This is a genomic window from Gordonibacter sp. Marseille-P4307 (assembly GCF_900604965.1).
Taxonomy (GTDB): domain Bacteria; phylum Actinomycetota; class Coriobacteriia; order Coriobacteriales; family Eggerthellaceae; genus Berryella.
On the sequence record NZ_UWPD01000001.1, the window covers coordinates 1,183,063 to 1,208,177 of the forward strand.

23 protein-coding genes and 1 tRNA gene are annotated in these 25,115 nt (G+C 61.9%); 20 read left to right on the top strand and 4 right to left on the bottom strand.

The window, feature by feature from the left end; genetic code table 11:
• Window positions 1-9: 9 nt before the first annotated feature.
• The 3 genes from hemH (at window position 10) to EIH26_RS05365 (ending at window position 2,759) form a co-directional block, all read left to right on the top strand.
• Window positions 10-1,044, top strand: a complete 1,035-nt coding sequence (gene hemH, locus EIH26_RS05355; RefSeq protein WP_241152774.1) for a ferrochelatase — start codon at window positions 10-12, stop codon at window positions 1,042-1,044.
• A gap of 8 nt (window positions 1,045-1,052) precedes the next feature.
• A complete protein-coding gene (gene coaBC / locus EIH26_RS05360) occupies window positions 1,053-2,249 on the top strand; it encodes a bifunctional phosphopantothenoylcysteine decarboxylase/phosphopantothenate--cysteine ligase CoaBC (protein WP_241152775.1) in 1,197 nt (398 codons plus the stop codon).
• A 129-nt stretch (window positions 2,250-2,378) separates the two neighbouring features.
• Window positions 2,379-2,759 carry a desulfoferrodoxin family protein gene (locus EIH26_RS05365; RefSeq protein WP_124061220.1) on the top strand — a complete coding sequence of 127 codons (381 nt, stop codon included), beginning with the start codon at window positions 2,379-2,381 and terminating at the stop codon, window positions 2,757-2,759.
• A 384-nt stretch (window positions 2,760-3,143) separates the two neighbouring features.
• On the opposite strand, the gene EIH26_RS05370 is transcribed toward EIH26_RS05365, so the two are convergent.
• Both EIH26_RS05370 and EIH26_RS05375 read right to left on the bottom strand, forming a co-directional pair.
• Window positions 3,144-4,070, bottom strand: a complete 927-nt coding sequence (locus EIH26_RS05370) for a DegV family protein (protein WP_124061221.1) — start codon at window positions 4,068-4,070, stop codon at window positions 3,144-3,146.
• Between the two features lie 227 nt (window positions 4,071-4,297).
• Window positions 4,298-4,374: transfer RNA gene (locus EIH26_RS05375), tRNA-Pro, on the bottom strand.
• A gap of 221 nt (window positions 4,375-4,595) precedes the next feature.
• Here EIH26_RS05375 and EIH26_RS05380 point away from each other — a divergent pair.
• The 7 genes from EIH26_RS05380 (at window position 4,596) to EIH26_RS05410 (ending at window position 10,728) form a co-directional block, all read left to right on the top strand.
• Window positions 4,596-5,090, top strand: a complete 495-nt coding sequence (locus EIH26_RS05380; RefSeq protein WP_124061222.1) for a VanZ family protein — start codon at window positions 4,596-4,598, stop codon at window positions 5,088-5,090.
• A 139-nt stretch (window positions 5,091-5,229) separates the two neighbouring features.
• Window positions 5,230-7,146 carry an NADH-quinone oxidoreductase subunit L gene (locus EIH26_RS05385; RefSeq protein ID WP_241152776.1) on the top strand — a complete coding sequence of 639 codons (1,917 nt, stop codon included), beginning with the start codon at window positions 5,230-5,232 and terminating at the stop codon, window positions 7,144-7,146.
• 15 nt (window positions 7,147-7,161) lie between these two features.
• A complete protein-coding gene (locus tag EIH26_RS05390) occupies window positions 7,162-8,031 on the top strand; it encodes a complex I subunit 1 family protein (protein WP_124061224.1) in 870 nt (289 codons plus the stop codon).
• A gap of 12 nt (window positions 8,032-8,043) precedes the next feature.
• On the top strand, window positions 8,044-8,487 hold the full coding sequence (locus EIH26_RS05395; RefSeq protein WP_039688830.1) for an NADH-quinone oxidoreductase subunit B family protein: 444 nt from the start codon (window positions 8,044-8,046) through the stop codon (window positions 8,485-8,487).
• Window positions 8,487-9,005 carry an NADH-quinone oxidoreductase subunit C gene (locus tag EIH26_RS05400; RefSeq protein ID WP_164470984.1) on the top strand — a complete coding sequence of 173 codons (519 nt, stop codon included), beginning with the start codon at window positions 8,487-8,489 and terminating at the stop codon, window positions 9,003-9,005. Before EIH26_RS05395 ends, EIH26_RS05400 begins: the two co-directional genes overlap by 1 nt.
• A 1-nt stretch (window position 9,006) precedes the next feature.
• Window positions 9,007-10,095 carry a nickel-dependent hydrogenase large subunit gene (locus EIH26_RS05405; protein WP_124061226.1) on the top strand — a complete coding sequence of 363 codons (1,089 nt, stop codon included), beginning with the start codon at window positions 9,007-9,009 and terminating at the stop codon, window positions 10,093-10,095.
• Window positions 10,096-10,101: 6 nt separating this feature from the next.
• Window positions 10,102-10,728 (top strand): 4Fe-4S binding protein, encoded by a 627-nt coding sequence (locus EIH26_RS05410; RefSeq protein WP_124061227.1) that lies wholly within the window; start codon window positions 10,102-10,104, stop codon window positions 10,726-10,728.
• 81 nt (window positions 10,729-10,809) lie between these two features.
• On the opposite strand, the gene EIH26_RS05415 is transcribed toward EIH26_RS05410, so the two are convergent.
• Window positions 10,810-13,035, bottom strand: coding sequence for a cell wall-binding repeat-containing protein (locus EIH26_RS05415; protein ID WP_164470985.1), 2,226 nt, complete (start codon window positions 13,033-13,035; stop codon window positions 10,810-10,812).
• A gap of 230 nt (window positions 13,036-13,265) precedes the next feature.
• Here EIH26_RS05415 and EIH26_RS05420 point away from each other — a divergent pair, with 230 nt between their 5' ends.
• From EIH26_RS05420 to EIH26_RS05465, 10 genes are all read left to right on the top strand, one after another.
• A complete protein-coding gene (locus tag EIH26_RS05420; RefSeq protein WP_241152777.1) occupies window positions 13,266-13,958 on the top strand; it encodes a CDP-alcohol phosphatidyltransferase family protein in 693 nt (230 codons plus the stop codon).
• Window positions 13,959-14,172: 214 nt separating this feature from the next.
• Window positions 14,173-14,643: a ribosome maturation factor RimP gene (gene rimP / locus EIH26_RS05425; RefSeq protein ID WP_124061229.1), complete on the top strand. Its 471-nt coding sequence runs from the start codon at window positions 14,173-14,175 to the stop codon at window positions 14,641-14,643.
• A 15-nt stretch (window positions 14,644-14,658) separates the two neighbouring features.
• A complete protein-coding gene (gene nusA, locus EIH26_RS05430) occupies window positions 14,659-15,756 on the top strand; it encodes a transcription termination factor NusA (RefSeq protein ID WP_124061230.1) in 1,098 nt (365 codons plus the stop codon).
• 8 nt (window positions 15,757-15,764) lie between these two features.
• Window positions 15,765-16,058, top strand: coding sequence for an RNase P modulator RnpM (gene rnpM, locus EIH26_RS05435; RefSeq protein ID WP_124061231.1), 294 nt, complete (start codon window positions 15,765-15,767; stop codon window positions 16,056-16,058).
• An 11-nt stretch (window positions 16,059-16,069) separates the two neighbouring features.
• Window positions 16,070-18,814, top strand: coding sequence for a translation initiation factor IF-2 (gene infB, locus EIH26_RS05440; protein ID WP_124061232.1), 2,745 nt, complete (start codon window positions 16,070-16,072; stop codon window positions 18,812-18,814).
• 76 nt (window positions 18,815-18,890) lie between these two features.
• Complete coding sequence (gene rbfA, locus EIH26_RS05445; RefSeq protein WP_124061233.1) at window positions 18,891-19,256, top strand: 30S ribosome-binding factor RbfA; 366 nt, start codon at window positions 18,891-18,893, stop codon at window positions 19,254-19,256.
• Window position 19,257: 1 nt separating this feature from the next.
• Window positions 19,258-20,256 (top strand): bifunctional oligoribonuclease/PAP phosphatase NrnA, encoded by a 999-nt coding sequence (locus EIH26_RS05450; protein ID WP_124061234.1) that lies wholly within the window; start codon window positions 19,258-19,260, stop codon window positions 20,254-20,256.
• A 15-nt stretch (window positions 20,257-20,271) separates the two neighbouring features.
• A complete protein-coding gene (gene truB / locus EIH26_RS05455; protein ID WP_124061235.1) occupies window positions 20,272-21,273 on the top strand; it encodes a tRNA pseudouridine(55) synthase TruB in 1,002 nt (333 codons plus the stop codon).
• Window positions 21,266-22,192 (top strand): riboflavin biosynthesis protein RibF, encoded by a 927-nt coding sequence (ribF, locus tag EIH26_RS05460; protein WP_241152778.1) that lies wholly within the window; start codon window positions 21,266-21,268, stop codon window positions 22,190-22,192. The genes truB and ribF overlap by 8 nt, the downstream gene beginning before the upstream one ends.
• 172 nt (window positions 22,193-22,364) lie before the next feature.
• A complete protein-coding gene (locus tag EIH26_RS05465; RefSeq protein ID WP_124061236.1) occupies window positions 22,365-24,482 on the top strand; it encodes a sodium-translocating pyrophosphatase in 2,118 nt (705 codons plus the stop codon).
• A gap of 84 nt (window positions 24,483-24,566) precedes the next feature.
• Here the strand turns inward: EIH26_RS05465 and yfcE are convergent, their stop codons facing one another.
• Window positions 24,567-25,115: a phosphodiesterase gene (gene yfcE, locus EIH26_RS05470; RefSeq protein ID WP_124061237.1), complete on the bottom strand. Its 549-nt coding sequence runs from the start codon at window positions 25,113-25,115 to the stop codon at window positions 24,567-24,569.

The window sequence follows — 25,115 nt, forward strand, 5'->3', positions numbered from 1 at the left end:
GGGGAGAGTATGAGCGATGACGAGGTGATGAATATGGCCGAATCCACAGAGAAAACGGGGGTGCTCCTCGTCAACACGGGGTCGCCCGACGGACCGACGCCGCGCAGCGTGAGGACGTTTCTGAAACAGATGCTTTCCGATCGGCGGCTTGTCCACCATATCAACCGAGTGGCCTGGAGCCTCGTTCTGCGCCTGTTCATTCTTCCCCATCGCGGGGTCACGTCGGCGGAGCGGTACAAGAAGGTGTGGACTGACGAGGGGTCGCCCCTTATGGCGGCCAGCGTGAGGCTCGCCGCGGAAATCGAGCGGTCGCTGCGGCAGGAGGGTCGCGATGTGGTCGTGCGCCTGGGGATGAACTACGGCAATCCCTCCATCGTATCGGGTCTGTCCGAACTGCGAGCCGCCGGCGCGACGAGCCTGGTGGTTCTGCCGATGTATCCGCAGAGCGCATTTTCGACGACGGGTTCCGCAACGGATCGCGTGCAGAGGGCCGTGTCCCGCATGAAATGGGACGTTCCCTACGAGATCATCGAGGATTATCACGACGATAAAACCTACGTCCGCGCGATCGCCGCATCGGTGAAGCATGCGGGGTTTCGTCCCCAGTCAAGCGATCGGCTGATATTCTCGTTCCACTCCATCCCCGTTCCCGATATCGAGGCGGGCGATACCTACGAGCTGCAGACCAGTGCCACCGCACTGGCGGTCGCCACCGAGCTGGGGCTTGACAGGCTGCGTTGGACCATCTGCTACCAAAGCAAGTTCGCTAAGTACTGCGAATGGCTGAAGCCCTCCACCGACGAGGTGGTTGCCCGATACGCCGAGGCGGGCGAGGGCCGGGTGTTCTTCGTGTGCCCCGGCTTCTCTGTGGACTGCCTTGAAACGCGCTACGATGTGTTCTACGAAATCCTTCCCGTTTTCGCTCAGAAAGCCCACATCCTTTCCCGATCGGGGGACGAGGCGACGTTCATCTACGTTCCCTGCCTGGGAAAGACCAATGCCCACGTGCGCGTCCTTACCGACGTCATCCGCCCCCGTCTCTAGGAGAACCGTTGAGTGATTCCAATCGGCCAACCGTGGTTATCGGCGTTACCGGCTGCGTGGCGATATACAAGACCTGCGAGGTCATCCGCCTTCTGCAGAAGAGGGGAGTGCGCGCCAAGGTGATCATGACCCAGCATGCGTGCGGGTTCATCGATCCCACTATGTTTCGGTCGCTGACGCGCGAGCCCGTCGCGGTGGGTTTGTTCGACGATCCGTCGGATCCCATTCATCATATTTCCCTGGCGAAGGAAGCCGACGTGTTCGCCATCGTTCCCTGTACGGTGAACGTGATCGCCAAGATCGCGTGCGGCATTGCCGACGATCTGCTTACCACCACGGCGCTTGCAACGATCGCGCCCATCGTGATCGCCCCTGCGGCGAACGTGAACATGTACGAGGCCCGCGTGTCGAAGGAGAACCGAGATCGGCTTCGTGCCCGCGGCGTGCGCATGGTGGAGGCCGAGAGCGGATACCTGGCCTGTGGAGACGAGGGGCGGGGTCGCATGGCCGAACCCGCCGACATCGTCGAGGCGATTTGCGCCGAGCTGGGGATGTCCCGCGATCTTGAGGGAAAGAAAGTGCTGGTCACAGCGGGACCGACAGTTGAACCTGTCGATCCGGTGCGTTATCTGTCGAACCGTTCCTCGGGGAAGATGGGATTCGAGATCGCCAAGGCCGCTGCACGTCGCGGGGCCGAGGTCTTTTTGGTAACGGGACCGGTGGCCTTAGGAGATCCCGCAGGGGTCGAAACGGTGCGCGTCGAGACGGCTTGCGAGATGCTCGACGCAGTGGAGAGGCGATTCGAAGAGGTCGATATTGCCGTGTTCGCCGCCGCCGTCGCCGATATGCGACCGGCAACGCCCGCCTCCAGGAAGCTGAAAAAGGGCTCGGATGCCGATGCTCTGGCCCGTATCGAACTGGTGGAGAACCCCGATATTCTCGCCACGATGGCCCATCGTAAATCGAGGCAGGTCGTAGTGGGGTTCGCCGCCGAGACCGACGATGTGGTGGAGAATGCGCGCAGGAAGCTTCGCTCGAAGGGGGCCGACTACATCGTCGCTAATTTCGTGGGAGAAGGCGGAGCCTTCGACGCCGACGACAACGAGGTGGTGGTGGTGGGCGCCGACGGGGATCGATCGTACCCGCGGTTGCCGAAGGCGGCGGTGGCCGACGCGCTGTTCGACTGCATTCTGGGCGATCGCTAGACGTGGTGGCATTACCCGCGTATTCGCGTCCCGTTACTAAATTGTATGCAATTAAAAAGTGTTGCAAATGATATAGTCGTTCCAGCGACGTAAGAGAGGTCGCGATCAATTTCTTCGAGAGGAACCATCATGGCTAAGGCTACCTTTTACAAGTGCAACGAATCCGGCGACATTGTCGTGAAGCTTGCGGGCGGTTCTGCCAGCCCTGCTTGCTGCGGCAAGGACATGGTCGAGCTCAAGGCCAACACCACCGACGCCGCCACCGAGAAGCACGTTCCCGTCGTTTCGATTGACGGAGACGTTCTCACGGCTACTGTGGGCGAGGTCGAGCATCCCATGCTCGACGAGCATTTCATTAATTTCGTGTACGTCGAGACCGAGTCCAGCATGCTGGTGAAGCAGCTCAATCCCGGCGAGGCTCCCACCGCCTCGTTCAACCTCAACGGCGAGAAGGCCGTTGCCGTGTACGAGTACTGCAATCTTCACGGTCTGTGGGTCGCCGAGCTGTAGCAAGGATTTCGCGCATATCGCTTCACGTAGAAAAGAGCACCCGTCGGGTGCTCTTTTCTATTGGTTGGGACGAATCGTTTTAAATCGGTCGCTAATCAGGTGCTTTGTCGGATGTTTTTAATCTCCCGCTGCCTATAAGTAGTCATGTAATTCAAAATACTATTAAAAAATGTACCAAATATGCAAAATAAAGTATATAATGTCCCTATCGGACGATCGAAGGAGGAGATCATGACTAACAAAGACTTCTTCATGGCCGTTGCGGAGAGCGCGTTTGCGGCTTCGGCAATCTGCGTCCTGCTTACGGCAGCTATCGCCTTCGCGCTGTAACCCGAAGGCGATAGCAAGGCGCCCGGCCCGTTTTGCATTCTGCGGTCGTTCGGGCTACTCGCTTCCCTTGACCTTGCGCGCGATGCGGTCGGCCACCGAAATGTCGGTGCGTCTGTCTTGTCCCCAGAACGCCAGGGCCACCATGCCGGGACCGACGTGACAGCCTACGACCGGGCCGATGGCTCCCTCGACGAGCAGCGGTTCGCATCCCGCGTTCGCGATGTACTCTTCAAGTTTTTGGACGTCTTCGGGACAGTCCGCCGTTCCGGTTACCGCGTAGCTTTCCGCCGATCGGTCGGCGCGCTCTTCGTACAGGGAAGCCAGCTGCTTGAGTCCCTTCTTTCGTCCGCGTGCGATTCCCTTCACGGAAAGGGATCCGTCGGCGGCAACGTAGAGCAGCGGCTTCACGTCGAGCTTGCTTCCAGCGAAGGCAACCGAAGACGGGATGCGCCCGCCGCGGCGAAGGCTCTCCAGATCCTCCACCATGAAGTAGATGTTTACGAAGTACTGAGCCTCTTCAGCCCATTCGGCCAGCTCGAGCGCGCTCAAGCCCCGCTCTTGCTGTCTGAGGGCCTCGAAGACCAGAAGCCCTTCCCCCGAAGAGGCGAGATGGGTGTCGACTACGTAGAGTTCGGAGGAGGGGTTTTCGGCAAGCAGGCGGTCGCGTACCAGGATCGCGGCGTCGTAGCTTCCCGAGAGGGCCGACGAGAAGCTGAGGTACACGGTGGGTACGCCCGATGCGATCGCGCGGCCGAACACGTCTTCGAAAACCGGGATGGGAACCTGGGCCGTTGTGGGTTGTTCGCCGTTTCGCATGCGGTCGTAGAACGAGGACGGATCTCCCGATTGCCAGAGATCGTCGTGGAATTCTTCCTGATCGAAGAAGTAGGGGAACCGAATCAGCTCGACGCCTTCCCGGGATACGATATGAGAGGGGAGGTCGCAGCACGAATCGATGATAAGGTTGCAGCGATAGCTCATGGCGGTCCTTTCCGGCCGGGTTAACCGTTCGGGAGTATCCTAGCAAACAGCTTCGGTTTTCGGTAGGCGGCCGGCCTCGTCAACGGCGGTATGCTCCCAAGCCGGCTGCGGTCGCGTGCGGGGAGACGGGGGTGCCGGTTCGTTGACGAAATGTTCCGCTCGGTGTACACCGCGCATGGAAAAACGGAAACAGGCCGGAAGCTTGAAGCTTCCGGCCTGCGTTTTCGTGGTCGGGTTGACAGGATTTGAACCTGCGACCCCTTGACCCCCAGTCAAGTGCGCTACCAAACTGCGCCACAACCCGTTGCGCATGCCCGTATCGTTCACAGGCAGCTCAGATATAGTAACCTTGCCCGCTTTTCGTTGCAAGACTTTATTTGCAAATCCGTTGTTTTCATTTTCCCTCGAACTGTCGAAGCCTGAAGGAGGAAACCGTATGCGCCGACGTTGGGGCTTTCGCTGCAGTTTGTCTGGATGCTCTGTGTGCGCACGAGGTGGGGGCGCGTATCATCGTAGAATCGGGTGATGGGAAAAACCGGACATATCGAAGCGCCGCCTGCGCTGCGCCGTCGCAGGAAGGCGGCGTACTGCATCGCTTCTTGGGTGCTGGTTGCAGCATGGGCTTTCCTCATCTGGTACGTGAGCGCCCATACAGGCGCCGAGGTCGATAACGATTTCGGGCTTGTCACGCAGCTGAAGCAGATGCTGTACGATTTCGCCGCTCCGATCCTGGGAAGCGGGATCGACGTTTCGGCGGCGGGTCACTTCTTCGAATACTTCGTTTTGGGTGCGCTTCTGGTCAACGGCCTTGCGTGCCATCTCGATCTGTCGGCGGCTCTGCCCCTGTCGGTCGCGCTTGCTAGCGCTTACGGCGTGTTCGACGAATTCCATCAGTTCTACGTTCCGGGGCGCTCGTGCGATCCCCTCGATTGGGCCGTGGACACGGTTGCGGTCGTGGCCGCGGCGGCTCTCTGCGCTTTCGCCTTCCGTTCACCGAGCGAAAAATCTACCAGCAAGTAACGTTCGACGTCGGTTTTCCCCCGTTAAGTACAATCGATTGCGAGAGGGGTTGTCCGACCGAGTTCCCATACGGGGTATGAAGCGTCCCGCTTCGCTCGAGGCCTCTTCGGTTGTTTCCGTCGATCGCAAAGGAGTCCTCGTGGCATACATCGGTTTGCTTGTCGCCGTGCCGCTCGTTACGGGCATCGCGCTTCTGTTCGCCAAAAGCGACGAAGTCCGCGCGCCGATCGTGTGGGGGGGAGCGATTGCTACCGCGGTCCTCTCTGTCGCATCGGTCCTTTCGTTTCTCGGGACGCCCTGGGTGCTGATCGATTTTCGCTCTGCGTGGTTCGATATGCTGGCGACGCTTGCAGGTCTGGCCGCTTCGGGCACGGTCGTATACTTCGGCATCAAGTGGAAAAAGCCGTTCGCCGTCGCGCTTGCCGCCGTCCAGATCGCATGCACCCTCGCATTCGAATTTTTGTTCGCGCACGGCATCGAAGTGCGCCAGGGGCTCTATGTCGACTCGCTTTCGCTGGTCATGGCGTTGATTATCGGTACCATCGGGAGCGGGATCTGCGTGTACGCCCTGGGTTACATGAAAGACTTCCAGCATCATCACGGTTCGGACGACGATCGGCGCCACCACTTCTTCGCCCTCATGTTCGTCTTTCTCTCCGCGATGTTCGTCATCGTGTTCTCGAACAATCTGGCTTGGGTGTTTGCGGGTTGGGAAATCACCACCGTCTGCTCGTTCCTGCTGATCGGGTATACGCGCACCCCGGAGGCGATCGACAACTCGTTCAGGCAGATCATGATGAACATGGCGGGCGGGATCGCGTTAGCGGTGGGGCTCATGCTGGTGGCGCTTGACTTCCGCACGCTGTCCATGGCCGACTTCATTGCGCTTGGCGTTGAGTATCCGCAGATCGCAGCAGTTCCAGCCTGTGCATTCGCCTTCGCCGGCCTGACCAAGGCCGCCCAGATGCCCTTCCATACCTGGCTTCTGGGCGCGATGGTGGCGCCTACGCCCACCAGTGCGCTCCTGCATTCGTCCACCATGGTGAAGGCGGGCGTATTCTTGCTGGTTAAGCTCGCTCCCATCTTCTTCGTGTGCGCAGCGCCCTCGCTCATGGTCATCGGCGTCGGCGGTCTGACGTTTCTTGTCTGCTCGTTCATGGCTATCTCGCAGTCCAATGCTAAGCGCGTTCTGGCATATTCGACCGTTGCGAACCTCGGTCTCATCGTGGCTTGCGCGGGTGTGGGAACCGCTGAAGCCGTGTGGGCGGCTATTCTGCTCATCGTGTTCCATGCTGCGGCGAAATCGCTTTTGTTCCTGTGCGTGGGAACCGCCGAGCACCATATCGGCAGCCGCGACATCGAAGATATGGATCTGCTGTTCGAACGCATGCCCAATCTGGCGCGTTACATGATGATCGGCATCATGTGCATGTTCATCGCGCCGTTCGGCATGCTTATCGCGAAGTGGGCCGCGCTTGTTTCGTTCGCAGACACGCATCAGTTCGCCCTCATCATGTTCCTAGCTTTCGGGTCGGGCGCAACCTTTCTGTTCTGGGCGAAGTGGCTGGGCAAACTTTCGGGGATCGCGGCTGATCAGGACAATGTCGAGCTGGATGTGCACACCTCCGAGTGGGTCGCCCTCAACGTGATGGCCGCCGCGGCCCTGGTTTCGACCATCTTGCTGCCGGTGTTCTCGTTCGCGTTCGTCGAGCCCTACATCGTCGGCGTGTTCGGAACGCTGGGCCAAAACATCGCGACCGACAACCTGTGGGTGGCATCTATCCTGGCGGCCTTCGCGCTGGCCGTCTTCTTCGCCCGCGTCAAGCGCACGACGCAGCAGAAGGGCGCGGTGTATCTGTCGGGCGTTGCCGTCGATGGGGATGCACGCACCTTCCGCGATTCGCTGACGCGCGAGGCGACCGCTTCGACGCGCAACATGTATCTCGAAGAATACTTCGGCGAAGCGCGCTGGCGCCCGATAGGGGAGGCGGCGTGTACGGCGGTTATCGTGTGCTGCTTCCTGTACGGCTTCGTCCAGTTCGGTCTGTTCGCGTAGGGAAAGGTTGAAACGATGTCACTGATCTCGATTCTCATCAGCACCGTTCTCTTCGCGCTGATAGCGCCGGCGCTGGGGTGTCTTCTGGCGGGGCTTGACCGCATCGTCTCGGCGCGCATGCAGGGTCGTGTGGGGCCGCCCTTGCTCCAGCCGTACTATGACGTCCGCAAGCTTCTGATGAAGTCGGACGTTTCGGTTGGCGGCGCCGACGGGGTGTACGTAACCTGCGCCTGCGTGTTCACCGCGTTTGCGGGAGGCATCTTCTTTTCGGGTGGGAACCTTCTTATGAGCTCGTTTATCGTCACGCTTGCGGGCATCTTCTTCATCGTCGCGGCGTATTCGTCGCGCAGCCCCTTCGCCGAGGTGGGTGCTGCTCGCGAAACGCTGCAGGTCATGGCGTACGAGCCGATGGTGATTCTCATGACCGTCGCATTCTACCTGGCGGTGGGTTCTTTCAACGCGTCGGCGGCGTTCGATCTGGATGCGCCCGCGTTCACTCGGATCTGGCTCGTGTTCCTCGGGTTTCTATTCATCCTCACCATCAAGCTGCGTAAATCTCCGTTCGATCTGTCGTATTCCCACCACGCCCACCAGGAGCTTGTGAAGGGCATCACAACCGAGATGAGCGGTCCTACGCTCGCCAAGGTGGAGCTGATGCACTGGGCCGAGAACATCCTGTTTCTCGGATGGGTGGGCATCTTCTTCGTGTGGGGAGGGCCTGCCACCATCGCCGTCGGCATCGCCGCCGCGCTTCTCGCATGGTTTTTCGAGATCTGGATAGACAATAACTTCGCGCGCGTGAAGTGGCAGCTCATGCTGAAGTCTGCATGGGCGGTTACGCTGGTTGCCGGTGGTTTGAACATCGCCTGGCTGATGTTTCTGTAAGGAGGGGGCATCATGAGCTACCTGTCGAAATCTCCCTGGGTCGTGCACTACGACGCCTCGAGCTGCAACGGTTGCGATATCGAGATCCTTGCGGCCCTCTGCCCGGGATTCGACGCCGAGCGATTCGGCGTGGTGAATACGGGGAACCCCAAGCACGCCGATATCTTTTTGGTTACGGGGTCGGTCAACGAGCGCAATGCGCCCATCGTCAAGCAGATCTACGACCAGATGGTCGAACCCAAGGTGGTTGTGGCATGCGGGGTGTGCGCCTGTTCGGGCGGCATCTTCCACGACTGCTACAACATCTTAGGCGGAGTCGACAAGGTGATCCCCGTCGATGTCTATGCTCCGGGATGCGCCATTCGCCCCGAGTCGATCATCGATGCGGTGGTGGAGGCGACCAAGATCCTCGAAGAGAAGGCCGAAGCGCTTGCGCTTGCCAGGAAGGGGGCGTAATGGACTTCAAGGGCACGTTTTCCGATTTGGCGCCCGATCGCGTTCATGACGAGGCGGTTCTCAGAATGGACGGGGGCTGGCGCTTGGCGAATGTTCACGGGGTGAACGCCGAATCCGGCGTCGATGTGTACTACACCTACGTCAAAGACGGCGTATTCGAGAACCTGGTGGTGCGGGGGATTGGTCCCGATACGCCGGTTCCCAGCGTGACCGATGTGTACTTCTCCGCGTTCGTGTTCGAGAACGAGACGCGCGAGCTGTTCGGGGTCGATGTGCACGACATAGCGCTCGATTTCGGCGGCACGCTGTACGGCACTGCGGAAACCGAACCGATGACGTTTATCTCTCCCGAACAGAAAGAGGCGAAGGAGAAGGCCAAGAAGGCGGCGTTGGCCAAGGCGGCTCGCGAGCGCAAGGCCGCAGCCGAAGCGGCGAAGGCTGCGCGGGAATCGGAATCCGGCGAAGCGGAAGACGCGCGGGCCGACGTATCAGACGAGACGAAAGCAGGGGAGAGGTAAGATGGGCAAGGCAACCGTTATACCGTTCGGGCCGCACCATCCGGTGCTTCCCGAGCCCATCCACGTCGATCTGGTGGTGCAAGACGAGCGCGTCATCGAGGCGCTGCCCCAGATCGGGTTCATCCACCGCGGCCTCGAGCGCTTGGTTCAAACGAAGGACTACAACCAGTTCATCTATGTGGCGGAGCGCATCTGCGGCATCTGCGCCTTCGGGCACTCCCTCGGCTATGCCGAGACGGTCGAGCAGCTCATGGGGGTCGAGGCGCCCAAGCGCGCCCAGTACCTCCGCGTGATCTGGCACGAGCTGTCCCGCGTTCACTCCCATCTGCTGTGGATGGGCCTCGCGGCCGACGCATTTGGTTTCGAGAGCCTGTTCATGCACTGCTGGCGTCTGCGCGAACGCGTGCTCGACATCTTCGAGAAGACCACGGGCGGGCGCGTCATCATGTCGGTGAACCGCGTCGGCGGCGTTGCGCGCGATATCGATCGGGGCCAGTTCGATCGCATCGTGACGGTGCTCGAGGGGATTAAAGGCGAGTACGGCCAGATCCTCAATACCTTCTTGAACAACAACTCGGTTCGCAATCGCCTGGTCGGCATCGGGCATATCGGCACCGAGGATGCCAAGGCGCTGGGGATGCTGGGTCCGTTCGGGCGCGCTTCCAACATCGCCTACGACGTGCGTTCGCTCGGCATCGGGGCGTACGGGGATCTGAGCGACTTCGACATGGTGCTGTCTGAAGATGGCGATTGCTATGCGCGCGCTGCGGTTCGCGGCAGGGAAGTGCTTCAGTCCATCGAAATCATCAAGGAGATGATCGCCCGCATTCCTGATGGCGATATCCTCGTTCCGGTGAAGGGCAATCCCGTCGATGGAGCCGAGGCGTGTTCGGTGGTCGAGCAGCCGCGCGGCGAATGCTACTACTACGCTAAGGGCAACGGCACGAAGTTCCTCGAGCGAATGCGTATGAGAACGCCCACGTCCATGAATCTGGGCGGTATGGCCAAAGCGCTTGCAGGATGCGATCTGGCGGACGTCAACATGATCATCCTGACCATCGATCCGTGTATCAGCTGTTCGGAAAGGTAGGCGGGCATGGGAGTGTTCGAGCTGGGGAAGATGACCCTCGAAGGGCTGTTCAAGAAGCCCGAGACCGTCCTGTATCCTTTCGAGACGGTGACCGAGCCACCGGGTTTTCGGGGGCATATCGAAATCGACGAGACGAAATGCATTTTGTGCAGCATGTGTGCGCGCGCGTGCACAACGGGGTGCATCGAGGTCGATAAAAAGGGAAGCACCTGGTCGATCAAGCCGTTTGCCTGCGTGCAGTGCGGCTTGTGCGTAGAGGTGTGCCCGAAGAGCTGCCTTGCCATGGAGGTATCGCGCACTGCGGTTGGGCGCAAGCCTTCGGAGATCGTGCTGGTCGTTCCCGAGAAGCCCAAACCCGAGCGCAAGCCTCGCCCCGCAGTTGCGGCAAAGGGAGTGGCCGCGCCGGCAGACGACGATCCGAAGGTCGCCGACGAAGGGGCGAAGGCACCCCTTTCGCCCGAGCTGGAGGCCGAGATAGCCAAGCGCATCGAAGGGCTCGACCCCGAGCGCGCCGAGAAGGTGCGCGCCGGTCTTATCGCGCGCGCCCGACGTGCGGAGGCTCAGAAGAAAACCGGTGGTCAGACTGCCGAGGCGGAGACGAAGGCCCCGGTGCCCGAGGGTGTCGAGGCATAGGGCCTCGACACCCTCTCAGAGCATGCAAAAAGACCCGGATCCGCATGGCGGATCCGGGTCTTGTCCTTCAGGGACCGAACGCTACTTGCTCATTTCGGCCTTACGCGCGGCCTCGAGCGTGGATGCGGGCACGGCTGCCTCGCCTCCGAACACGAATGCGCGCTTGATCTTGTCGGCGTTCTTCTTCACGACGTCATCGATGACGAAGGGGTCGTAGGAGAACGTTCCTCCTGCGCAATTCGGGCCGTCATGAGGAACCAGCAGCATGACGCCGCGGTTCTTGCCGACGAGGGCTGCTCCGGTGAGCGCGTCCCAATACCCGTTACCATCGGCCAAAGCGACGCATTTGGCGCGCGATGGATCGGCTTTGATCTGGGTGTTTGCGATCGCAGCCGAGGTCTGCCAGGCGTTGTCGCCCGACAAGCGGGAGATATCGGCCTTCGGAATGCCTGTGGAGACGAGTTTCGCTTCGGTGGAGTCGCTGACCGCGGCGGTTCCGCCCACGATGATGGCTCCGGTGTACCCTGCTTCCTTCATGTCGGCCAGCGCCGCGTCGCCCAGGTTGCCGGAGGCGTCGGTGAGGTACACGGGCATGGTCGATTCGAATGCCCACGGAGCGACCGACAGTGCGTCGTAATAACCGGCAGAGGTGGCAACGATGCAGGTCGTAGGCTTAGCCTGGGCGCGTACGCGCTTGGCGATCTCGATGGCGGTCATCTGGGCGTCTTCTCCCTGGGCGCGCTCGGTGGCTACGCCGAGGTCCTTGACGGCTTTCTCGACGCCCGCCGACACGGCCGCTTCTCCGCCGCAGATCACGACTTTCTCGGCTGCCAATCGGCGAATCTCAGATGCGGTCTGCTCGGGCAGCTCGGTGGGGGAGGTCAGCAGGACGGGGCAGCTCTGGGAGCCGGCGAGGGCCGAGGCGGCCAGCGCATCCCAATATCCCGACGATGTGGCCAAAACGACGGTCTTGCACGATCCTCCGGGCCAACCCTGGGGGCTTGCGGTGATGGCCTTCATGGTGCCGAAGGCGTCATCGCCGGCCAGGCGATCCCACGAAGCCTGCTCGGGCTCCGCCATCAGGCTGTCCCATTGGGCATCGGTGATATCGAGGGGAAGCACCGCACGGTTCAGCTCGGTCGAGGGCCATCCGTGCGCCTTCCACACCAGCAGATCGTAGTGCTTGGAGCGGTCCAGCATAGAGGGGTCGACCGGCTTGGTGACGGCCGTCGCCTTCCCGGAACCCGGAATCTCTCTGACCAGAACGGCGCCCGCGGGGATAACGCCCGGCTTCAGCTCGGTTCCGCGCTCGATCAGGCCGACGTAGAACCCGGCGGGAAGGTCGTAGGGCAAAAGGCCCTCGACATCGGCCTGCGCGACGAGACCTTCGGGACCCGCCTTGACCACGGTTGCCTTGCCCGACACCTTGGGAAGCGGTGCGACGGGATCGTCGCCCTCTTCGGACGGATCGGTCACGCGGATGGTGCAGAAGATGCGGTCCCAGCTACCGTCGGGGTACACCGCCCATACCATCATGTCGTACGAATCGGGACGCTGCAGCTTGTCCGGAGCGATGACCAGAGAGCCGTCGGGATTGACCGTCACGAAGTTGGGATGCTGGATGTCGGTCGATTTGTAGCGCATGTACTCGGGCAGCGGCATCTTTCCGAGAACGTTGACGGGGGCGGGAACCTTCAGGGTCTTTCCCGCCGCCACGGTGAACGTGGTTCCCGCAGGGTCTGCCGAGTAGCTGGGCGTGAAGTAGTTGCACAGATCGTCATCCGGGTATCCGGGATTCTTGCCCTCGCGCAGGGTCACATTGGATACGTGGTAGTCGAAGTAGGGTCCGACCTTGAATTCCTTGAGGCTCTGATGTGCCACGTAGTAGTCTTCGGGAAGCTCGCTGTTTTCGATGCCCATGAATTCGAGGCGGTAGGTTCCGGCGGGCAGCTTCTTTTGGCAATGGATGCCCGTGCTGCCGGCGAGGGGTCCATCGGTGTGGTCGGCCTGCGTGATCTCGATGGGATCCGGAACTTTGACATCTTTGTCGACGTCTTTGTCAACCACGCGGTGCAGGCGCCACTTCGCACCCTTGAGGTTGCGGTTCACGACGTCGTTATCCTTGTTCTCCAGCATGACCGTGAGATCGAACGTGGTATCGAACAGCTCGACTTCGTCTGCGTCAGCGGTGGCGATCGGCGCTGCGCTTGCGGGATCCAGTACCAAGGCGCTTGCAGGCAGGCCCAGAACCAGCCCGCAGGCCAGGGCGGCCGAACAAACCCCCTTGCTTGCATGTGACAACTTCATGAAACTCCTTTCCCTAAAGTTAGTTATATCTAACAGCAATCGATTATAGGAAAAGTTAGTCATGGTTTCAATAGGGTCGGCCAGACAAGGGATGCGGGCTTCCCGCGATCGCCCTCGCCGTCCGACGGCAAGGCGCGTATTTCGGTATAATCGAGCGGACGAGGGCAATCTCTCGTATAGCCCGGGTGCGCAAGGATCCGGTTCGTTGTTTAGCGAAGAAGGTGGATCGAGTGTCGCAAAACCCCGGGACCTTGAAGAAGGTGCGGTCGGAGCAGGCCGACGAAGAAGTGATTGACGCCATCTTCACCATCCCGAACGTCATCTCGTTCGTTCGCCTGTGCATGGTTCCGGTGTTTCTGCTCCTTCTGTTCGGTGGAAACGACGTTGCCGCCGCGATCCTGTTCGGCATCGCCTCGGGTACCGATTTCGTGGATGGGCAGATCGCTCGGCGCACGCGCGCCGTCTCCAAGCTCGGTCAGATTCTCGATCCGGCGGTCGACCGCATTCTCATGATCACGGCGGTGCTGGGCCTGCTCGTGGTCGGACGCATGCCTTTGTGGATCATCGTGCTGGTTATCGTGCGCGATTTGTCTCTTTTGGCGGGGGGCGCGCTGCTGCTCGCGCGATGGCGCGTGCGGGTCCCCGTCATCTTTCCCGGTAAAGTGGCCACCACGTTTCTGTTCGCCGGGTTCGCCGGCCTGCTGCTGAACGCTCCACAGTTTCCCGGCCTGGGTATCGTCGATGTCTCGTGGCTTCCCGGACTGAACGCCGCTACGGTTTCCTGGGGCATCTGGTTTGTCTACATCGGGCTGGTCATGTCGATCGCGACCACCGTTTTCTACGCTTATGCGGGCGCGCGTGCGATCGTATCGGCCCGATGCGCCGGAGCTGGGGACGAGACGGGCGATCGCTGCTCGTCGTAAGCTTGCGGGGTATTTGTGATGGAGCCGCGTACAATGATGCTGCGGGGCTGTGATCGCGCGCGTCGATGTGGTATAAAGATGGCGCGCTCGCTTTGTCGTGAGCACGTTGCGGTGTTAAAACTTTCATCTATTTGAGAAAGTGGGCTTGTCCCGCTTTCTTTTATTGTGGGAGTGAAACCCGATGCGGATATCGAAGGAGAAGGGAGGAAGCGGCATGCTTACCGTGAAAGAGCAGCAGCTGCTCGACGCTTTGGAGCCCCGGGCGGCCGAGGAAGGCGTCGAGATCGTGACGGTGGACGTTATCGGTTCCCGCAAATCTCCCACCATCCGCGTCTACATCGATACCCCCGAGGGAGTGAGCTTCGATCAGCTCTCTTCGTCCCAGGCATGGATCAACGAGATCATGGATCGCCTTGATCCCTTCCCCGGGGCCTATATGCTGGAAGTGTCCTCTCCGGGCATCGATCGGCCCCTGCGCACGCCGAAGCACTTTTCGGATCACGTGGGGAGCAAGGCCAGCATCAAGACCGCGGATCCGGTCGAGGGTCGTTCGAGCTTCATCGGCACGATCGTTTCGGCGGACGGCGACGGAGCAACCGTCGCATGCGGTGAAACGCAGGTATTTATTCCGTACACCCAGATGAAACGCGCCCATCTCAAGGGCGAAATCGATTTCGGTTCGTAGAAAGGACAGGCAACCGTGGCATCTTCTGAATTGATCGAGGCCCTTCAGTCGTTGGCGCACGAACGCAAGATCGACGAGTTCTACCTCGTCGAACGCTTGGAAGAGTCCCTCGCCCGCAGCTATCAGCATATTCTCGATCTTGAATGGGACGCTCGCGTGACCATCGACCGCCATACCGGGCGCATCTACGTCTACGAGTTGGTTCCCACCGGCGAGATGGATGAAGAGGGCAACTGGACCGAATTCGACGAGCGCGACGTCACGCCCGACGATGTGAGCCGCATCGCCGCGCAAAACGCCAAGAGCGTCATCGCCTCCATCGTGCGCGATGCGGGCCGTCAGTCCATCTACGAAGAGTTCTCGCAGCGCGTGGGCGATCTGGTTACGGGCACGGTGCTTCAGGGAACCCCCGACTTCACCATCATCAAGATCCGCGACGGCATCGAGGCCGAGCTTCCCCATTTCGACCTTGAGCGCAATCCCGGCGAATCGAACGAGCGTCCCAAAGGCGAGCACTACCGTCACAACCAGCGCTTGAAGGTGCTCATCGTGGATGTGAGAAACCCCGCCAACCAGGCGCCGCGCACCCGCGGCGATCATGCGCGCCCCTCGATCGTGGTTAGTCGCACGCATCCCGATCTTATCCGCCGCCTGTTCGAGATCGAGGTTCCCGAGATCTACGACGGGCTGGTCGAGATCAAGTCCATCGCGCGCGAGCCGGGGGTGCGCTCCAAGATCGCCGTGTTCTCGCGCGAGAACAACCTCGATCCGGTGGGCGCCTGCGTCGGCCCGAAGGGCAGCCGCGTGCGCATGGTGGTCGAAGAGCTGCACAACGAACGCGTGGACGTCATCCAGTGGAGCGAGGATCCCGCTCGCTACGTCGCGCAAGCGCTTTCCCCTGCGCGCGTGACTTCGGTCGCGATCGATGCGGAAAAGCAGTACGCCACCGTGGTCGTTCCCGACGACCAGCTGTCGCTGGCTATCGGCAAGGAGGGCCAGAACGCCCGTCTCGCCGCGCGCCTTACCGGATGGCATATCGATATCAAATCCTCGTCGTTTTCTACCGAGTCCCTTGGCGGTGACGACCTGCTGATCGACTCCGAGGGCAAGTAGGTTCGATCATGGGAGCCCATCCTCAGGAAAAGCCCAAGCGCCAGCGTACCTGCATCGGATGCGGTGCGACGTCCGACAAGACCGCGCTTCTGCGCATCGTGCGCACGTCGGAGGAAACCGCGCAGGTCGATCCGAAGGGCCGTATGGCGGGGAGGGGCGCGTACGTGTGCTCGCAGGAATGCTTCGAAAAGGCGGCAAGGACCTCCAAACTGCAGCGGGCATTGAAGATGAAGATTGACAACGATCAAGTGCTAAGCATTGCGGCGCAGGTTTCGAGCGCCTTTGCCGACGCCCAAGCGTAAAGGAGTGGTTTATGGCAGGTATGCGCGTACATGAGCTGGCCAAAGAGTTCGGATTGTCGAGCAAAGGCATGCTCGACCGCATCCACGAGATGAAGATTCCGGCGAAAAGCCATGCCTCCATGCTGGAGGAGGCCTACGTGGACAAGATCCGCAAGGCCCTCGAGCCCGAGGTCAAAGAAGTGGTCGAGAACGGCGTCGAGAAGATCGTCGTGGTTTCCGAGAAAGAGGCCGAGGAAAAAGAGCGCCAGGCCGAAGAGGAGCGCGCCCGCCGCGAGGCGGTTGAGAAGGAGCGCGCGCTGCGGGAGCAAGAGCGCGCCCGCCGCCAGCGCCCCGAAGGCGAACCCAAGGTCGTCGCGGCCGCTCCTGCGGCTAAAAAGCCCCCGGTTTCAGCCTCTCCCTTCTCGGGTCTCGAGGCCCAGATAGCCGATGCGAGGGAGCGCGCATACCGCGAAGCCGAGGAAGCGCGCATCCGCGCGCGCGCTGAAGCCGCTGCGCGCGAGGTCGCCAAGAAACAGGCCGTCGAGGCCGCCTTGCGCCAGCGCAACGGAGGGAAGAGATCTGCGGCCCGTCCGGCCGAAGCGGCCGCTCCCAAGCGCCCCGTTCCTCCCGCGGTTGCTCCCAAGCGCGGGTTCGACTCGCTTTTGTCCCAGATCGAAGCGGAAAAGAAGCGCATTGCCGAGCAGGGTCCCGCGCCCAAGCCCGCCGCTTCCCGTCGCGGCGCGGCCGCTTCGGCCGATGCGCGTGCGGGGAAGCGAAAGCGCGGCGAGCAGGTGGTTCCCGAACTCGAGCGAACTTCCGAGGACGATCGTTACGCCCGTATGGCCGTTCAGGTGGAAAAGCTCCAGCGCGACAAGGTGCTTGCCGAGGCGCGTGCGGCCGTCGCGGCTGCCACGCCCGCCGAGAACGAGGGCCGGCGCAAGAAGCGCAAGGAGAAGCGCCAGGCCGAACAGCGCGAGCGTTTGGAGATGGAGGCTTTGGAGAAGGGCCTTGACCCCAGCCTCGTGCTCGACGATTCCGTCGTCGAGGTTCCCCAGGGCGCGTCGGTCTCCAAGCTCGCAGAGCTTATCGGCGTCCAGCCCAACGAGGTCATCAAGCGTCTTTTCATGCTGGGCCAGGTGCTGACCCTCACTCAGTCCATGAGCGACGAGCTTATCGAGCTTGTAGCCGACGATATGGGCCGCAAGGTGCGCGTCGTGTCTCCCGAGGAGGAGTTCGCGGTGGTCTACCACGACTCCGACGAGGATCTGAAACCCCGGCCGCCCGTCGTTACCGTCATGGGTCACGTCGATCACGGCAAGACCTCGCTGCTCGATGCCATTCGCGACACCGGCGTGGCCCAGGGAGAGGCCGGCGGCATCACCCAGCACATCGGCGCATCGGTCGTCTCCATCGACGGACGGCAGATCACCTTCATCGACACCCCGGGCCACGAGGCGTTTACCGCCATGCGCGCTCGCGGTGCCCAGGTCACCGACATCATCGTGCTGGTGGTTGCGGCTGACGACGGCGTGATGCCCCAAACCATCGAGGCCATCAACCACGCTCGCGCGGCCGGAGTGCCCATCGTCGTGGCAGTCAACAAGATCGACAAGCCCGGGGCGAATCCCGATCGCGTGCGCCAGGAGCTGGTGAGCTACGAGGTCGTTCCCGAGGAGTGGGGCGGCACCAACATGTTCGTCGAGGTGTCGGCTAAAAAGCGCCTTCATATCGACGACCTGCTGGAAACCATCTTGCTTCAGGCCGATGTGCTGGAGCTGCGCGCCAACCCCGACGCGCTTGCGTCCGGTTTCGTTATCGAGGCGAACCTCGACAAGGGCCGCGGTCCGGTGGCTACCGTCCTCATCCAGCGCGGCACGCTCAAACCGGGCGACTCGCTGGTGGCCGGAACGTCCTACGGTCGCGTTCGCGCCCTGGTCGATCCGCGCGGCACCCACGTGGATGCGGCCGGACCGGCCGATCCGGTTGAGATCCTGGGCTTGAGCAGCGTTCCGGTTGCCGGCGACGAGTTCCGCGTGTTCGAGGACGAGCGAGACGCCCGAAAGCTGGCCGAGGAGCGCGCGCTGCGCGAGCGCCTTGCCGCCCAGAACGCCAAATCCCACATGTCGCTCGACGACCTGTTCGGTCGCATCGAAGAGGGCAAGCAGACCGACCTCAACCTTATCGTCAAAGCCGACGTGCAGGGCTCCATCGAGGCTTTGCGCGATGCCTTCGAGAAGATGGACCAGTCCGAGGTGCGCATCAACATCGTGCACTCGGCCGTGGGCGGCATCACCGAAACCGACGTTACCCTGGCGGCGGCATCCGATGCCATCATCATCGGCTTCAACGTGCGCCCGACCGGCAAGTCCAAGCAGCAGGCCGAGAAGGAGAAGGTGGACATCCGTCTGTATCGCGTTATCTACCAGGCGCTCGAAGAGATCAACGCCGCGCGCGTGGGCTTGCTGTCGCCCGATATCGTCGAACAGGACACCGGTATCGCCGAGGTGCGCGATCTGTTCAAGGTTCCCAAGGTCGGCACCATCGCCGGTTGCTATATGATCGAGGGCGAGATGAACCGCGACGACAAGGTGCGCATCGTGCGCGACGGCACCATCGTCTTCGAGGGCACGCTCGCGTCCATGCGTCGATTCAAAGACGACGTCAAGTCGGTCCGTTCCGGCTACGAATGCGGTCTGGGCATCAACGGCTTTCAGGATCTCAAGGTGGGCGACACCATCGAGGGATTCGTGGTCAAGGAAGTGGAACGCACCGAATAGGGCCCGCTTCGCTCAATCGATGCATCGTTGCGGGCGCCGGGGTATTTCGGCGCCCGCTTTCAAGTTAGGAGGCGCTATGAAGCAGGGATCGTCAAGCAGGCGCGTGAACCAGCAGGCTCGTCAGGTGATCGCCGAGATCCTCATGTTCGAGGTTGCCGACCCGCGTTTGGCGCTGGTCACCATCACCGACTGCGAAGTGAGCTTCGACCGCTCGGTGTGCAACGTGTACTACTCGGCCGACAAGGACCGCTACGACGAAGTGGACAAGGCGCTGAAGGCGGCGTCGGGGCGCATACGCACGCAGATGGGCAGGAAGCTTACGTGGCGCGTGGCCCCCGAGCTGCGCTTCTTCGTAGATAAAAGCGTCGATCAGGCCGAGCGCATTGCGATCGCCCTGAAAAGCGAACGCGACCGCCGCGCAACCGGCGATGGGGATAACTAGCATGCCGCCTACCACGCCTCAGACGAACGCTTCGCTCGAAGACATCGTCTCTCACCTGCGCGTGCGCGACAACTTCGTGATCACCGGACACGTCAGCCCGGATGGGGACTGCCTGGGCTCCCAGCTTGCGCTGGCTTGCACGCTGCGCCAGATGGGCAAACGAGCCGTGTGCGTTCTGGCGAAAAACGACCCGATCGGCCGACCGCTCTCGGTGCTTCCCGGTGCTTCCGACATGGTTCCCGCGGCGCTTTACGACGGGCCGTGCGACGTGTTCGTGGCTGTGGACGTGCCCACCGTCGAGCGTATCGGTGATGCCGCCCGTCTGCTTGAACGCGCACAGCTATCCATTACGGTCGACCATCATGCCGCCGATGTCGCCATGACCGACCTCGTGCATGTCGAACCTGATGCCCCCGCCACCGCGCTTATGGTGTGGGATATGTGCCTGCAGCTGGTTGAACGTCCGACGAAGGAAGCGGCGCTGTGCGCTTATGCGGGGCTTGCCACCGACACGGGGTGCTTTCAGTTCCAAAACGCCGGCGCATCGGCGTTTTCCGGTGCGCTTTCCCTGGTCGAACACGGAGCGGATCCCGCTTTCATCGCACGCGAGTTCTTCCAGTACCGCACGCTCGCATCGATGCGCCTCGAGGCGCTGGCGATCGACCGCGCGGTTTTCTCCTGCCGAAACCGCTGCGTCGTCAGCTTCGTGTCGTCAGCCGATATGGAGCGCTTGGGCGCCGTGAAGGCCGATACCGAGCCGTTGGTCGATGCCCTGCGCAGGATCGCGGGCGTGGAGGTTGCCGTCATGCTGCGCGAGCAGGACGGTTCGGTGCGGGGGAGCGCTCGCGCGAAAGATGCAGCCGATGTGTCGGTTCTCGCGCGCTCGTTCGGCGGCGGCGGGCACACCGCGGCGGCGGGCTTTACCGTCGAGGATACGCTCGAGCGCGCGCTCGCCCAGGTGCTCGAGCGGATGGATGCGCTGTACGGCGCATCGTCGTAAGGGGGGCGATACGACGTGAAGCGCGCCGCAACCGATCACTCGCTTTTGGTGGCGATCGACAAGCCCCAGGGCATGTCCTCTCACGACGTGGTGAACCGATGCCGACGCATCTTCGGCGAAAAGCGCATCGGGCACACCGGTACGCTCGATCCTTTGGCGACGGGCGTCCTCCCCATATGCATCGGTCCGGCTACGCGGCTCGATCGGTTCATGGTGGGGCACGACAAGACCTACGACGTGCGCATCGCCTTCGGGTACGAGACCGCCACCGACGATCGCGAGGGAACTCCGACGATCGTGTGTCCCGTGTCGGCGCGCCTTTCCTCGGAATCGTTCGCCCGCCGTGTCCTCGAAACGCAACTGGGGCCGCAGATGCAGGTGCCGCCCCAGTACAGCGCCGTGAAGATCGACGGTAAGCCCGCCTATGCCCGAGCGCGCGCCGGTACCGAAGTGGCTCTCGAACCCCGTGCGGTGGAGGTGTACGCAGCCGATCTTTTGGGGATCGTTCGCGACGACGAGGGAGACCTCGTGTTCTGGGATGTGCGCTTCTCGGTGTCGAAGGGCACCTACATCCGTTCGCTGGCGCGATCGGTGGGGCGCGTCGCCCAGTGTCCGGCGCATGTGTTCGAGCTGCGCCGTACTCGGGCGGGTTCGATCCGCATCGAGGATTGCGTGACGCTCGAGCAGTTGGAGGGCATGCGAGATCGCGCGGCGCTCGATCCGGTGCCGGTTCTGGGTTATCGGTTCGCTTTCGTTGACGAGCGGGAGGCTCTCGTGCGCAACGGGGGCCGCATCGCCGCGCGCGACCTCGAGCTGTTCAGCATGGCGCCGCGTTTCCTTTCCCAGGCGGGCGCATTGTGCGCTCCGTCTTTCGAGCCCAGCTGCATGACGCCAGGGCACGGCGAGGTCGTCTCCCTCGTTGCGCGCGGTGCGCTCATCGCTTTGTACGAGTTCGATTCGAATCGCGGTTGTTGGAAGTCGTGCTGCGGCTTTTCGGTGGGGGTTTCGCGTGGCTGAGATCATGTTTGCGGGCGATGACGGGTTTGATCCGCGCGTCCTTTCAGGTGCAACCTGCGCCTTCGGCGTATTCGACGGGGTTCATTCGGCTCATCGGTTTCTTATCGACCAGGCCCGCTCCGACGCGCGCGAGCGGCAGACGCGCGCGGTTGCGCTTACGTTCGATATCGATCCCGACGAGCTGTTCTGCGCCGTACGTCTGAGAAAGCTCATGTCCAACGAGGATCGCCTGCGCGAGCTTTCCGAAACGGGCGTCGATGCGGTGGTGGCGTTTCGGTTCTCGCGCGCGTTCGCGGCGCTGTCTCCCGAGGCGTTTCTGAGCCGCGCCTTCGCGGGGCGCGTTCCGTCGTGCATCCATGTCGGGAAGAACTTTCGCTTCGGATCGAAAGCGTCGGGAGGCGTTGCCGAGCTGGAGGCGTGGGGCGGCGTTCATGGGATGGCGGTGCGCGCCCACGATCTGCTCAGCCTTGCCGACGAACCCGTTTCAGCCACCCGCATCCGCACCCTCCTGCAAGCCGGCTCCATCCAGGAAGCCAACCAGCTGCTGGGGAGGCGCTTCAGGATTCGCGGTCGCGTGCTTCCCGGAAGGAGGGAGGGGCGAGATATGGGGTTTCGTACCGCCAACCTGGCGGTTCCCCGACAGAACCGCGTTTTGGCCGACGGTGTGTACGGGGCTTATGCCCACGTGAGAGGCGCTACCTACAAGGCGGCGGTATCGGTAGGGATTTCGCCGGTGTTTCGGGAGCATGCGACGGCTACATGCGAGGTGCATCTGCTCGATTTCTCGGGCGACATTTACGATGAGGAGATCGCGGTCGATTTCGACACCTGGATTCGCCCCATGATCGAGTTCTCCTCGGTCGAACGGCTGGTCGAAACCGTGAAGTCGAATATAGAGTGGATCCGCGAGAATCTATAGCGGCACGGCGAATCTGCATCGAACGGTATAAAACCGCCGAAATACGCTTCGTTTTGAGGTTACGATTTCACCCCATATCACCTAAAATTACTACGATACGGTCTTTACGCTCTAATGCCTGGCGTAAAGACCGTGCCGTAGTTGTTTCCTATGTATATCAAGGAGGGATTACATGACTACTTCGGTAGCATGGCTTGCTCCCATCTGTGCCCTCGTCGGCATGGCTGTGGCAGCATACCTCGGATCCTGGGTTCTCAAGCAAGATCCCGGTCCGGAAAAGATGAACAGCATCTCGGTCAAGATCCAGCAGGGGGCCAAGGCATTCCTCGTCAGCGAATACAAGATGCTCGCCATCTTCGTAGCCATCGTCGCTGTCGTTATGGCCATCGCGCTCACCCCGTGGACTGCGCTTGCGTTCATCACCGGCGGCGTGCTTTCCGCCTGCGCAGGTTATGCCGGCATGCATGTCGCCACGCGCGCCAACACGCGCACCGCGCATGCGGCCGAGGAGTCCGTCGCCCGCGCCTTGAACGTTTCGTTCAAGTCCGGCCTCACCATGGGTCTGTGCGTTGCGTCGTTCGCTCTGTTCGGTCTCTCTTTGTGGCTGATCCTGCTGGTGTTCGGCAACATCAATGCCGTTGACCTCATGCACGAGCACGTCGGCATGGTCGAGGGCTTCGCCACCGGCGCCTCCGCGGTCGCGCTCTTCGCACGCGTGGGCGGCGGCATCTACACCAAGGCCGCCGACGTCGGGGCCGACCTTGTGGGCAAGGTCGAGGCGGGCATTCCCGAGGACGACCCCCGCAACCCCGCCACCATCGCCGACAACGTGGGCGACAACGTGGGCGACGTCGCGGGCATGGGCGCCGACCTGTTCGAGTCCTACACCGGCTCTATCATCGCCCCCACCATCCTGGCCGTCACCTTCGGTTCGCTGGGCTATTTCGCGGGCATCGATCTGGTGTGGGCCGTCGTCGTTCCCGTCGTGATCGCCGCCTGCGGCATCATCACGTCGATCATCGGCCTGTTCGCCGTTCGCACCAAGGAGGGCGCATCGCTGCACGCGGCGCTCAACCGCGGCACCTACGTTGCCGCCGTGCTGGAGATCTGCGCCATCTTCGCGATCTTCTTCCTGTGGAACAGCCAGTCCCAGGAAGGGCAGCCCCTGTGGCTGTTCGGGTCGGTTATCTGCGGCCTGGTTGCCGGCATGCTGATCGGCAAGACCACCGAGTTCTTCTGCTCGGACGAGTACAAGCCCGTCCATAAGATCGCGGAGGCCTCCGAGACCGGCGCCGCCACCAACATCATCCAAGGCCTGTCCACGGGCATGCTGTCCACCATCGTTCCCATCTTGCTGGTCGCGTTCGCTATCATCGGTGCGTACTCCTTCGGCAACATGGCGTTCCCGATGGTCGATACCAGCCAGGGGGGCATCGCTGTCGGCCTGTTCGGTGTCGCGCTTGCGGCGACGGGCATGCTGTCCAACACTGCCATCACCATCGGCGTCGATGCGTACGGTCCGGTGGCCGACAACGCCGGCGGCATCGCTGAAATGGCGGGGCTTCCCGAAGAGATCCGCGACCGCACCGACTCGCTCGATGCCGTGGGCAACACCACCGCTGCCATCGCCAAGGGCTTTGCGATCGCCTCTGCGGGCCTGGCGGCCATCTCGCTGTTCGTCTCTTACCAGGCGACCATGCACCATGCGTTCCCCGATTTCAGCCTGACGCTCACCAACCCGCTCATCATCGCCGGCATCTTCATCGGAGCCATGGTTCCGTTCATGTTCGCGGCGCTTACCATGGGTGCGGTCTCTCAGGCCGCCCATGCCATGGTTGAAGAAGTGCGCCGCCAGTTCCGCGAGATCAAGGGCATTATGGAGTACGAGGCCGAGCCCGAGTACGACAAGTGCGTTGCGATCTCCACGAACGCCGCGCTCAAAAAGATGATGCTTCCCGGTTTGCTGGCCGTGGTCATTCCCATCATCATCGGCTGCTTCAGCCCTGAAATGCTGGGCGGATTCCTTGCCGGTGCCGTTTCTACCGGCATGCTTCTGGCCATCTTCATGTCCAACGCCGGCGGAGCATGGGACAACTCCAAGAAGTACATCGAGAAGGGTGCGCATGGCGGCAAGGGCTCCGATGCCCATAAGGCCGCCGTGGTCGGCGATACTGTGGGCGATCCGTTCAAGGACACCTCGGGTCCGTCCATGAACATCCTCATCAACCTGATGACGATCATCGCGCTGACGTTCTCGCCGCTCTTCATCGCGCTGCAGGCCCTCGTGTAGGTTTTATACGGGCTCGCATTCAGAGGCATTGAAAAGGCCGCGTCCGAAGGGGCGCGGCCTTCTTCGTCTTTATGCTGGTGAGCTCTATGCGCAGGAAAGTTCGCTCATCGTTGTCCCGTCGATCGCTTTCAGGTACAGCGCACCGCGCTCGAACGTCGCGTAGCTTTGAGAGCCGTCTTTCGGCAGCGCGGCGCTACCCGGGTTCAAAAGAATCAGATCCCCTTTGAGCCGCAGCTCCTTCACATGGGTGTGCCCGTATGCGAACACCGAGCCGCTTCGAAGCGCCGGCGGTTCGTCGGGGGTCATGCGCGCTCGGTGCCCATGCGTGGCGAAGAAGCACACGCCGTCGGTCTCGATCAGCGCATATTCTGCCATGCAGGGGAAATCGAGCATCCATTGGTCGACCTCGGCTTCGCAGTTCCCCTTGACTGCGAGGGTGATCGCGGCGAATTCGTTGAGGATCTGCGCGGTGCGGGCGGGGTCGTATCCGTCTGGAAGAGCGTTTCTGGGGCCGTGGTACAGCAGGTCTCCCAACAGGATCACGCGATCGGGTCGCTCTGCGCGGATGCGCTGGGCGACCGCTTCGGCGGCGGTAGCCGACCCGTGCAGGTCGGATGCGAAAAGCAGCTTCAT